A 12,015-nucleotide genomic window follows, 5' to 3' on the forward strand; every position below is an offset into this window, starting at 1 on the left:
ATCCCGATAGGCTTAAGCAAAAAGCGTTCTCACTTTGGGCTTACGGAGAAAAAAATCGCGTTGGGCCAAAAATTATCAGAAGCCGCGAAGGGGTGCCAAAGCAAAATAGCTAAAATGTTAACTAATTCTCTTTTATCATGAGATGTCAGGCAGCGAAAGTGTTAATTTTCGTCCTGAAAATATTATATCGATATGAAAAATAAACTGTTTAGCTGGAAACCTGTTTCCGGGCCGGTATGCAGCCACAAAAAGCGTCTTATTCGGTATTTGTATTGATATAAACGGCATCGGCGTGATGAAATTCAGGCTGAGCACTGTAAACCGGGGGGTTTATAGGGTTGGGTGGAGATCAGGCAGCAGATTATCGTGTGAAAATCGTGACATTATTTTGCAAAAAAAAGTCTGTGAGCAAACCCACAGTAACGGAATTTATAATCGTCTGTTTATATTAAGCAGGATGAATAACTGCATTATTATGGTGCAATAAAATGCTTTACTGCACCATTTCAGGTCACCAATTCACTTCGCCGCATGAAATAAGTGAGTTTTAGTTCAGTAAGCCGGGGAAAATCGACTTCAAACCGGTCACAACAAATTCAATTCCCAGCGCCATCAGTAGCAGCCCCATAATTCGGGTAATCACGTTAATACCGGTCTGGCCAAGCATGCGCACCATTAACGGCGCGGCGCGGAACAACAGCCAGCAGCAGAAAGCAAAAATAGCAATTGCCAGCGTGAATCCCAGCAGATTTATCCAGCTGTGGTAGCGGGTACTCCAGACGATGGTTGAGCTGATGGCACCCGGGCCCGCCATCAGTGGTAATGCCAGCGGCACAACCCCCACGCTTTCACGAATCGCCGTTTCTGACTTCTCCTGCTTGTTCTGCTTATCCTCGCCCAGCTTGCCGCTGATCATCGACATGGCAATGGTGACGACCAGAATTCCGCCCGCAATACGGAACGAGTCAATCGAAATGCCAAACACACGCAAAATCGCATCGCCGAGGAAAAGTGACGTCCAGAGAATAATGGCAACGGCCAGAGTAGCCGTAAGGTTGGTTTTGTTACGCTCAACTACCCCCTGATAACGGGTCATGCTGATGAACACCGGAATAATGCCTACCGGATTGACCAGCGCAAAGAGCCCGACAAAAAATTTTATATAGCCTGATAGATCTAAAAGCGCTGGATTCACGACTCTACTCCGTACCACAGGGGGTAAACGCGCCTAATGTATGTGAAAACGTGCAGAGACGCCAGATGTGCACATAGGTATTTATCCTGATGAACAGTAAAGCATTTAGCGCTTTCCGCCAGAGATTAAAAAGTGGCTGGATTTAGCCACTGCCAGGAGGGCTGAGCACAGGAGCACGCGGACCTGACAGGAAAGCTCTCTAAAGGGGTGCTGAAAGGTGTCAGCTTGAACCTAAATTGATCTGCATCAAAATTGATCTACCCCAAACCAGGTAATCTTTTCTTAACGGAAGTATAAGCGTCAGCGTAAGAAACCTCGCAAACGCCAGCAGAAGACTCGTTCAGTAAACAGTTGAAAATCCGGGCTTTTCCTGTCAGCCAGTCACGTTATTTCAGCGAGACTATACTCAGGACGCAGGATTGTTTACTAAAAAAGTTTAACTTCCTTCAGGAGAACACCATGGCCGTAACCAATGTCGCTGAACTCAATGCACTGGTCGAACGTGTAAAAAAAGCCCAGCGTGAATATGCCAACTTTTCTCAACAACAGGTCGACGCCATCTTCCGAGCCGCCGCCCTTGCCGCCGCTGACGCCAGAATCCCGCTAGCCAAGATGGCCGTTGCCGAATCCGGTATGGGCATCGTCGAAGACAAGGTCATTAAAAACCACTTTGCTTCCGAGTATATCTACAACGCCTATAAAGATGAAAAGACCTGTGGCGTGTTAGCCACTGACGATACATTCGGTACCATTACCATCGCCGAGCCAATTGGCCTGATTTGCGGTATCGTCCCGACCACCAACCCAACCTCAACCGCTATCTTCAAAGCGTTAATCAGTCTTAAAACCCGTAACGGCATTATCTTTTCGCCACACCCACGCGCCAAAGACGCAACAAACAAAGCTGCCGATATCGTATTGCAGGCCGCCATTGCTGCCGGTGCGCCTAAAGACATTATCGGCTGGATCGATGCCCCGTCTGTTGAACTGTCAAACCAGTTGATGCATCACCCTGACATCAACCTGATTCTTGCCACCGGCGGTCCGGGCATGGTGAAAGCAGCATACAGCTCCGGTAAACCGGCGATTGGTGTCGGTGCTGGTAACACGCCGGTAGTGATCGATGAAACAGCCGATGTGAAACGTGCCGTTGCCTCTATTCTGATGTCGAAAACCTTCGATAACGGGGTGATCTGCGCCTCTGAACAATCTGTTATTGTGGTTGATTCTGTTTATGACGCCGTGCGTGAACGTTTCGCCAGCCATGGCGGCTACATGCTGCAGGGTGCTGAACTGAGCGCAGTGCAGAATATCATCCTGAAAAACGGCGGCCTGAATGCGGCCATCGTGGGTCAGCCTGCCTTCAAAATCGCAGAGATGGCCGGTCTCAGCGTGCCGCCGGACACCAAGATCCTGATTGGTGAAGTGCAACTGGTAGATGAATCTGAACCATTTGCCCACGAAAAACTCTCACCTACCCTCGCGATGTATCGGGCAAAAGATTTCCAGGATGCTGTAGATAAAGCGGAGAAACTGGTTGCCATGGGCGGTATCGGTCACACCTCCTGCCTTTACACCGACCAGGATAACCAGACTGAGCGCGTGCACTACTTCGGGGACAAAATGAAAACCGCGCGTATTCTGATCAACACCCCGGCCTCTCAGGGCGGTATCGGTGACCTCTATAACTTTAAACTGGCCCCGTCTCTGACGCTGGGTTGTGGTTCCTGGGGCGGTAACTCTATTTCAGAGAACGTCGGTCCAAAACACCTGATCAATACCAAAACTGTCGCCAAGCGAGCTGAGAATATGTTGTGGCATAAACTTCCTAAATCCATCTACTTCCGTCGGGGTTCACTGCCAATTGCGCTGGAAGAGGTGGCAACGGATGGCGCGAAACGTGCCTTTATCGTCACTGACCGCTTCCTGTTCAATAACGGTTATGCTGACCAGGTGACCCGCGTACTGAAATCACACGGCATCGAAACTGAAGTGTTCTTCGAAGTTGAAGCTGACCCAACGCTGAGCATCGTACGTAAAGGTGCAGAGCAGATGAACAGCTTTAAACCTGACGTCATCATTGCGCTGGGCGGCGGTTCCCCAATGGATGCCGCGAAAATCATGTGGGTGATGTACGAACATCCGGAAACCCACTTCGAAGAGCTGGCGTTACGTTTCATGGACATCCGTAAACGTATTTACAAGTTCCCAAAAATGGGCGTCAAAGCACGCATGGTTGCCATCACGACCACCTCAGGTACCGGTTCAGAGGTCACACCATTCGCTGTGGTAACCGATGATGCGACCGGTCAGAAATATCCTCTGGCTGACTATGCATTGACGCCGGATATGGCGATTGTCGATGCCAATCTGGTGATGGATATGCCGCGTTCACTCTGCGCCTTCGGGGGTCTGGATGCAGTAACCCACGCGCTGGAAGCCTATGTTTCCGTACTGGCGAATGAATACTCTGATGGTCAGGCGCTGCAGGCTCTGAAACTGCTGAAAGAGAACCTGCCGGCCAGTTATGCCGAAGGTGCTAAAAACCCGGTGGCGCGTGAACGCGTACACAATGCCGCAACTATCGCCGGTATTGCGTTTGCCAACGCCTTCCTTGGGGTCTGTCACTCAATGGCACACAAACTGGGTTCAGAGTTCCATATCCCACACGGCCTGGCGAATGCCCTGTTAATCTCGAACGTTATTCGCTACAACGCGAATGACAATCCGACTAAACAGACCGCATTCAGCCAGTATGATCGTCCACAGGCGCGTCGTCGTTACGCAGAGATTGCTGATCACTTAGGTCTGAGCGCACCAGGCGACCGCACTGCGCAGAAAATTGAGAAGCTGCTGGCATGGCTGGACGAGATCAAAACTGAACTCGGTATTCCGACCTCAATCCGTGAAGCCGGTGTGCAGGAAGCTGACTTCCTGGCGAAAGTCGATAAACTGGCCGATGATGCATTCGACGACCAGTGTACCGGCGCGAACCCACGCTATCCGCTGATTGCTGAGCTGAAACAGATTATGCTCGACACCTACTACGGACGTGAATTTGTCGAACCGTTCTCAACTGTCGCCGAAGCCGTAGCTGAGCAGCCGGTGAAAGGCGTGAAGGTTGATAAGAAAGTGAAGAAAGTCTGATAGCCCGCTTCTGACTATCTGATAAAAAAACCCGCCGCGGCGGGTTTTTTATTGCCTGAATGATGCGGTTAATTCAGCGGAGTCTGTGCGCCGTGAATCGCCTGTAACGATCCCTGTTCTATCGCCTGTTTATAATGCTTACGGCAGACGGAAATATAGCGTTCGTTACCGCCAATGACCACCTGCTCGCCTTCGCTGAAAGGTTTACCCTCATTATCCAGTCGCAGCACCATGCTCGCCTTGCGACCACAATGACAAATAGTTTTAAGCTCAACCAGCTTGTCTGCCCATGCCAGCAGATACTGACTGCCCACAAACAGTTCACCGCGAAAATCGGTTCTCAGACCATAACAGAGCACCGGAATATCCAGATCGTCTACGACATCTGAGAGTGCTTTAACCTGCTCCCGGGTCAGGAACTGACTCTCATCAACCAGCACACAGTGGATTGGCTGCACAGCATGCTCGGCGGCAATGTCACTATAGAGTGCGGTTTCAGCATTGTAGAGCAAGGCCGGCGACGAGAGTCCGATACGGGAACTCACCTGTCCGGCACCGAACCGATTATCGATTTCAGCGGTATAGACCAGCGAACGCATGCCGCGCTCCTGATAGTTATAGGAGGATTGCAGCAGTGCTGTCGATTTCCCTGCATTCATGGCAGAGTAATAAAAATAGAGTTGAGCCATAGGAGCGTATCTTCATCAGGACTTAACGGAATGGCGCGCATATTAACACAAAGTGCAGGTAATACGTTGCGGTGTAGCGGTAATTAAAGCGTAACCGCTGACCACTTATTCATCTTTGTGCTTCGCCGGGAGCCAGTTATGTGCACTACACGCAGGATAAGTTTTGCTTATTTTACCCGCAACAAAAGGAACGACATTTTTGTCATCACGCTTAATACATTAAATTTATTGCATATCAGACCCGCGGAAACTATTTTTTATTTGCCATAACCGTGGAATTCTGACTGTGATTATTTTAATTACTCAGGGGATTATCGTTCTGAATATTTTTTAAGATTGAAGTTATTTAATGTCACCACTACTATTAGCGGGCAACACAACTTTTCCCTTATTCAGAGACCAGCACAATGAGCGAAGCACTAAAAGTTCTTAATAATATCCGTACGCTGCGCGCCCAGGCCAGAGAGTATTCCGTCGAAACACTGGAAGAAATGCTGGAAAAACTGGACGTAGTGGTAAAAGAACGCCGCGAAGAAGAGTCACATTTTCAGGCAGAAAATGAAGAACGCACGCGTAAGCTTAATCAGTATCGTGAAATGCTGCTGGCGGATGGAATCGACCCGAATGAACTGATTAACACGCTGACCGCTACTCCCCGAGCTGCGGCAAAAGGAAAACGCTCAGTGCGCCCGGCCAAATATGGTTATACCGATGAAAAAGGCGAGTCAAGAACATGGACAGGTCAGGGACGGACACCAGCCGTGATTAAAAAAGCGCTGGAAGAACAGGGTAAAACGCTGGACGATTTTTTACTGTAATGCTGACTGCTTCGCTGCTTAAGCGTTAGCCTGATACCTCAATAAAAAAGGAAGCCGAAGCTTCCTTTTTCTTTTAATCAGGCGCAATAGAAATCCCGATACCAGTCAACGAAGTTTTTAACGCCCTCTTCGACCCCGGTCTGCGGTTTAAAACCAATGGCCTTATACAATGCTTCGGTATCCGCACTGGTTTCCAGCACATCACCGGGCTGCATTGGCATCAGGTTTTTCTTCGCCGTAATCCCCAATGCTTTCTCAATCGCTTCGATATAGTTCATCAAGGTAACCGGCTGACTGTTACCAATATTATAAACCCGATAAGGCGCAGAGCTGGTTGCGGGTGAACCGGTTTCAACGGTCCAGTTATCATCCTGTTGCGGAATAACATCCTGCAGACGGACAATCGCTTCAGCAATATCGTCAATATAGGTAAAGTCGCGTTTCATCTGGCCCTGGTTATAAACATCTATCGCTTCACCCGCAATCATTGCCCGGGTGAACTTAAAGAGTGCCATATCAGGACGGCCCCATGGACCGTAAACGGTAAAGAAGCGCAATCCGGTCGTCGGCAACTGATAAAGATGCGAGTAAGTGTGCGACATTAACTCATTAGCTTTTTTGGTCGCCGCATATAAAGAAACCGGGTGATCAACGCTGTCTTCGGTTGAGAACGGCATTTTTCGATTCAGGCCATAAACTGAACTGGATGAGGCGTAGAGCAGGTGTTCAATTTTATGATGACGGCAGCCTTCAAGAATATTGAGGTGACCGATCAGATTTGAGTCTGCGTAGGCATGGGGATTTTCAATGGAGTACCTGACGCCAGCCTGAGCGCCAAGGTGAATAACGCGCTGGAATGTGTGCTGGTCGAACAGTGACGCCATTGCGTCACGGTCCGCCAGATCCAGCTCAATGAATGTAAAACCAGAATCAGCTTTAATTAAATTGAGACGGGCATGTTTGAGATTTACGTCGTAATAATCATTCAGGTTGTCGATACCGACAACCTGGTGACCGGCGGCCAGCAGACGCTGACTGACATGAAAACCAATAAAGCCTGCGGCGCCGGTGACCAGAAAGTTCATAAATCCCTCGTTAATTATGCAGTTTGAATTGACGCTCCGCGGCCGATTGCATAATAAACGAAACCGCGTTTGCTGATACGCTCTGGATCATACAGGTTACGACCATCAAAAATCACGGCTTCTTTCAGTGCATTTTTGATAACGTCAAAGTCAGGCGCACGGAAGTTTTGCCACTCTGTACAGATGACCAGACCGTCTGCGCCCTGCAGTGCGGCCTCTTTGGTACCCATCAGCTTCAGATCGCTGCGGTGACCATAGATGCGCTGCGCTTCATCCATCGCTTCAGGGTCAAACGCCTGGACAGATGCGCCCGCTTCCCACAGCGTTTCCATCAGCACACGGCTGGAGGCTTCACGCATGTCGTCAGTGTTCGGCTTAAATGACAGGCCCCAGAGTGCAAACGTCTTACCTTTCAGATCGTCACCAAAATGACGCTTGATGAAGGTCGGCAGCTTGTTTTTCTGGTTGTCATTCACATCTTCCACCGCCTGCAACAGACGTGGCTGATAGCCAATGGACTCAGCGGTACGGATTAACGCCTGCACATCTTTCGGGAAGCAGGAGCCGCCGTAGCCACAGCCAGGATAGATAAAGTGGTAGCCAATGCGGGGATCAGAACCGATACCCTGGCGTACTTTCTCGATATCCGCGCCTAAACGTTCAGCCAGGTTAGACATCTCGTTCATAAAGCTGATTTTGGTAGCCAGCATGCAGTTTGCAGCATACTTGGTCAGCTCTGCGCTGCGGATATCCATCATGATCATGCGATCGTGGTTACGGTTAAACGGCTCATAGAGCTCGCGTAACAGTTCGACCACGTCGTCGTTGTCGGTACCGACAACAATACGCTCCGGACGCATACAGTCATTAACTGCTGCACCCTCTTTCAGGAATTCCGGGTTTGAAACCACATCGAAGGTGATGTTGGCGTCACGCGCTTTAAGCGTTTCCGTCATTACTGCACGAACTTTGTCTGCTGTGCCAACCGGAACGGTTGATTTGTCGATAACCACTTTGTGATCGTTCATATGCTGCGCAATGGTGCGCGCTACGGCGGTCACATATTTCAGATCGGCAGAGCCGTCTTCATCCGGTGGTGTACCGACTGCAATAAACTGCATAACACCATGGTTTACGCCCTGCTCAGCCTCAGTGCTGAACTTCAGACGACCCGCTTCGTAATTGGACATTACCAGCGGCGTTAAACCTGGTTCGAAAATAGGAATGATGCCTTTTTTCAGATTTTCGACTTTATTAGCGTCGACATCAATGCAGAGAACGTCATGTCCGACTTCGGCTAACACCGCAGCCTGAACCAGACCGACATAGCCGATACCAAATACAGTGACTTTCATCGAGTTATCCTGTGTTTATGAATTACTTTTTGTTGCCAACTGCGCCATCGAGCCATTCAGAAAAATCTTTGCCCAATACCGGATGACGAACACCGTACTCAACGAAAGCCTGCATGTAGCCCAGCTTGTTACCACAGTCATGGCTCACGCCTTTCAGGTGATAAGCTTCAACCGTCTCTTTTTCCATCAGCATAGCAATGGAGTCAGTCAGCTGAACTTCGCCGCCTGCACCTGGAGGCGTTTTCGCCAGCAGTGGCCAGATCTCTGAAGACAGCACATAACGACCTACAACGGCCAGATTTGATGGTGACTCTGACGCTTTAGGCTTCTCAACCACACCAACCATAGGTGCGCTGTCGCCTGGGTTCAGTTCTGCGCCCTGGCAATCAACAACACCGTACGCGGTAACATCGTCAACCGGCTCAACCATGATCTGGCTGCGGCCAGACTCTTCATAACGGCTCAGCATCTCTGCCAGGTTATCTTTGGTTGGGTTGGATTCATATTCGTCGATAATGACGTCTGGCAGGATGACCGCAAATGGCTCATCACCGATCAGCGGGTGTGCACACATCACAGCGTGACCCAGACCTTTAGCGATGCCCTGACGGACCTGCATAATGGTAACGTGTGGCGGGCAGATTGACTGGATTTCATCCAGCAGCTGACGCTTAACGCGTTTTTCCAGCATTGATTCCAGTTCGAAGCTGGTATCAAAGTGGTTTTCGATGGCATTTTTTGATGAATGCGTAACCAGCACAATTTCGTTGATGCCAGCAGCGATACACTCGTTAACGACATACTGGATTAACGGCTTATCAACCAGCGGTAACATCTCTTTTGGAATCGCTTTGGTAGCCGGGAGCATACGCGTACCCAAACCCGCTACCGGGATTACCGCTTTTTTTACTTTGGTATTATTGGCAGACATTAAGATACCTCTCTCATAGGCCGTTCAAGTTAATACTTGATATGTCGGTTTAAAATCGGAAATGAGTATATCAGTTAGTATCGAACGGATTTATCCTGGAAGGGACTAAACCGTCGAAATTAAGACAATTACCCAACTGTAAAGCTAAACTCTGGCCCTGAGATCAGCGCCAGAATTTCTGTGTAATGGCGGTTTATTCTTCCGTCGACAGCATCAGCCGAATGCGACCGCCTGCGCCCCAGACGTGGCACTGCCAGTTGTCTGCGCGCTGACTGATTTGATTAAGGTGGGTGCTGCCCATAGTGCCAAGCGGGACACCATTACTGAGCTGTATCTGATGGGCATGGACATGAAGCGTGGCGTTTAATCCGGCCGAAACCAGAATCAGATTTTTTAAACCACGATGATAGTAACCTACCAGCAGCGGGAACTGACCGCTCAGGTTCGCCTGCCGCAGCAGCAGATTGACCTGTCTGAGTAGTCCATTCAGCTCCGGCAGACGCTGTTTTTGGCCCGTGAGCTGCTCCTGCAGCAGGCCATTAAACAGTGCACGCAGCAGCAGTGCCGCCAGCACGCCGTTATCACCGGCGCGCGTCACGTCGAGACAGTAGAACGCCAGATCTTTATCAGAGAGTGCCGCGATATCAAGTACCAGCCCAGGCTGCTCGGCCATCGTCAGCTGACGATAGTTAATCCGGCAGTTGGCAATGGTCTGCTGAACCGGCGGCTGGAGTTGCTTGAGCAGCTTGGCGGCTGCTTTTGGATCGCGAACCAGCGCATCCCAGTCCTGGAAAAGCTGCTCATCCTCCTCCACTTTAGAGGTGAACATTGAGGGATAAAGGCACTCATAAACCGCTTCACGGAAGCGTTCGAAGTTTTTGAGTGGCTTAAGCAACACATCCTGCACCCCAAGACGCAGCACATGAGCGATATCGGACATGTTTTCAGTGGCCGAGATGATTAATATCGGCACGACATTGCCACGTGTACGAATATGCTCTACGAACTGGATGCCACTCATACGCGGCATTTCCAGATCGGAGATAATCAGGTCGACAGTATGCTGTTGTAGTTGTGCAATTGCTTCCAGACCATCTTCCGCTTGTAACGTCACAGCACCCATCGATAACAAAAATTGGTCCAGCAACGAACGGAAAACAGCCTCATCTTCGACAATGAGTATCTTTTTGCCGAGTAGTGGTTTTTCCATTCTTTCCCCCTGCGTACCAGATAATTCAATAGTGGTTCATAAAACGCAGTTGCGCCTTTCAGAATTGCCCGAAGTCACCGTTTTGAATGAACAACCTGATTATCTGCCACGGACCAGTGGTAATAGTTCATCCATTTTCTTCTCTACGGCGGCCCTGCCTGCCTCAATGGCCTCTTCAGCACGATGAAAGTCCAGCGTCGAAATCTGCGGACAGACCGGCTGTATCAAAACATCGGGTGGATCGCCTGCCATACGGTTTCGCTTAAGGCGATTCTCCAGTACCTGAATAGAGGTAGACATAATCTCCATCGCGCCAGGTGACTGAGATGCACGGCGCTGGGTGAAACTCACCAGGCGCTGTCGCAACTTTCCACCCCAACTCAATGCCGCTGCGGCGGCTTCTTCTTCACTGTTCTGAGGTGTAACGGAAAAGAGATCCTGCTGCATTAAATGTGCGTCATGCTGTAAGTCAACGGCGATAACAATGTCTGCCCCCAGGGCTCGCGTCAGTGAAATCGGTACCGGGTTTACCACAGCACCATCCACCAGCCAATACCCATTGTAGCCCACCGGCGGTAATAAACCTGGCATACTGCAGGATGCGCGTACCGCCTGATGAAGATCGCCCTCCGTCAGCCAGAGCTCACGACCGGTACTGAGGTTGGTGGCCACCACGCCAAAGGGTTTATTACAGTGTTCAATCGCATCATTGGGAATCAGCTGGCGGACATGGCTGAATACTCTTTCGCCGCGTAACAACCCGCCACGCTGCCAGGAGACGTCCATCAGGCGAATCACATCCCAGTAGCGAAATGCACTGACCCATTTTTCCATCAGCGGTAAACGGTTATTCACATAGGCAGACCCGACCAGTGCGCCGACAGAGCAGCCTGCAACAACGTCGATCTCAATACCAGCCCGCTCCAGCGCGTTAATCACGCCAATATGCGCCCATCCTTTGGCCGCTCCAGACCCCAGAGCCAATCCAATTTTTACCTTTCTCATTTGTATCTGGTCCTGCCGTCAATACGTAGCGCCACAACGTGGGGTCAGCTAACATAGCGCGCTTGTGAAATCGACTCATCATTCCCGGGAGACAATGTGTCAGAAACCTGCCCATGTTGTAGCGGAGAGCAGTATAGCGTATGTTGCGGACCCTTTCTGCAGGGTAACCAGGTTCCTTTTACAGCTGAACAACTTATGCGTTCCCGTTATTGCGCCTATGTTCAGCAGAATGCGGACTATCTGGTTGCAACCTGGCATCCTGACAAACGCCATCCGGCGCTATCGGGGCTTTTATCTGAAAGTTTTCCAGGCACCGAATGGCTAAGCCTGAATGTAACCTGTTGTAATCATGGAAGCCATGAGAACGAAGCTTTCGTTACCTTTTTTGCGCGATACCGCGAGAAAGCCAACATTCATGCTATTCATGAGCGTTCACGCTTTCTTCGCGAGGATCAACGCTGGTACTATGTTGACGGTACAATACCGCCCGTGGGGCGTAACGATCCCTGCCCGTGCGGCAGTGGCAAAAAATACAAAAAATGTTGTGGTTAAGCTGACGGCTACCCCAGCGGTTTACACC

The 12,015-nt window shown here is 50.1% G+C and carries 10 protein-coding genes; 3 read left to right on the forward strand and 7 right to left on the reverse strand.

The window, feature by feature from the left end:
- Window positions 1-547: 547 nt before the first annotated feature.
- On the reverse strand, window positions 548-1,195 hold the full coding sequence (locus F3I20_RS05970) for a YchE family NAAT transporter (protein ID WP_150015140.1): 648 nt from the start codon (window positions 1,193-1,195) through the stop codon (window positions 548-550).
- Between the two features lie 459 nt (window positions 1,196-1,654).
- Here F3I20_RS05970 and adhE point away from each other — a divergent pair, with 459 nt between their 5' ends.
- Window positions 1,655-4,342 carry a bifunctional acetaldehyde-CoA/alcohol dehydrogenase gene (gene adhE / locus F3I20_RS05975; RefSeq protein WP_150037070.1) on the forward strand — a complete coding sequence of 896 codons (2,688 nt, stop codon included), beginning with the start codon at window positions 1,655-1,657 and terminating at the stop codon, window positions 4,340-4,342.
- A gap of 68 nt (window positions 4,343-4,410) precedes the next feature.
- On the opposite strand, the gene tdk is transcribed toward adhE, so the two are convergent.
- Complete coding sequence (gene tdk / locus F3I20_RS05980) at window positions 4,411-5,031, reverse strand: thymidine kinase (RefSeq protein WP_150037069.1); 621 nt, start codon at window positions 5,029-5,031, stop codon at window positions 4,411-4,413.
- Window positions 5,032-5,438: 407 nt separating this feature from the next.
- Here tdk and hns point away from each other — a divergent pair, with 407 nt between their 5' ends.
- The gene (gene hns, locus F3I20_RS05985; protein ID WP_150015143.1) at window positions 5,439-5,849 is read left to right on the forward strand and encodes a histone-like nucleoid-structuring protein H-NS; all 411 of its coding nucleotides are present in this window, start codon (window positions 5,439-5,441) and stop codon (window positions 5,847-5,849) included.
- Window positions 5,850-5,926: 77 nt separating this feature from the next.
- Here hns and F3I20_RS05990 read toward each other — a convergent pair whose 3' ends face one another.
- The 5 genes from F3I20_RS05990 to rssA all read right to left on the reverse strand — a co-directional run bounded on the left by F3I20_RS05990 (window position 5,927) and on the right by rssA (window position 11,435).
- Window positions 5,927-6,934: an NAD-dependent epimerase gene (locus tag F3I20_RS05990; RefSeq protein WP_150037068.1), complete on the reverse strand. Its 1,008-nt coding sequence runs from the start codon at window positions 6,932-6,934 to the stop codon at window positions 5,927-5,929.
- 14 nt (window positions 6,935-6,948) lie between these two features.
- Complete coding sequence (locus tag F3I20_RS05995; RefSeq protein WP_150015145.1) at window positions 6,949-8,289, reverse strand: UDP-glucose dehydrogenase family protein; 1,341 nt, start codon at window positions 8,287-8,289, stop codon at window positions 6,949-6,951.
- Window positions 8,290-8,311: 22 nt separating this feature from the next.
- Complete coding sequence (gene galU, locus F3I20_RS06000) at window positions 8,312-9,220, reverse strand: UTP--glucose-1-phosphate uridylyltransferase GalU (RefSeq protein WP_150015146.1); 909 nt, start codon at window positions 9,218-9,220, stop codon at window positions 8,312-8,314.
- Between the two features lie 193 nt (window positions 9,221-9,413).
- On the reverse strand, window positions 9,414-10,430 hold the full coding sequence (gene rssB, locus F3I20_RS06005) for a two-component system response regulator RssB (RefSeq protein WP_150015147.1): 1,017 nt from the start codon (window positions 10,428-10,430) through the stop codon (window positions 9,414-9,416).
- 99 nt (window positions 10,431-10,529) lie between these two features.
- On the reverse strand, window positions 10,530-11,435 hold the full coding sequence (rssA, locus tag F3I20_RS06010) for a patatin-like phospholipase RssA (protein ID WP_150037067.1): 906 nt from the start codon (window positions 11,433-11,435) through the stop codon (window positions 10,530-10,532).
- A 96-nt stretch (window positions 11,436-11,531) separates the two neighbouring features.
- On the opposite strand from rssA, the gene F3I20_RS06015 reads away from it, so the two are divergent.
- Window positions 11,532-11,987 (forward strand): YchJ family protein, encoded by a 456-nt coding sequence (locus F3I20_RS06015; RefSeq protein ID WP_150037066.1) that lies wholly within the window; start codon window positions 11,532-11,534, stop codon window positions 11,985-11,987.
- Window positions 11,988-12,015: the final 28 nt, after the last annotated feature.

Origin of the sequence: Candidatus Pantoea gossypiicola, assembly GCF_008632075.1 — a bacterium.
Lineage (GTDB): Bacteria > Pseudomonadota > Gammaproteobacteria > Enterobacterales > Enterobacteriaceae > Pantoea > Pantoea gossypiicola.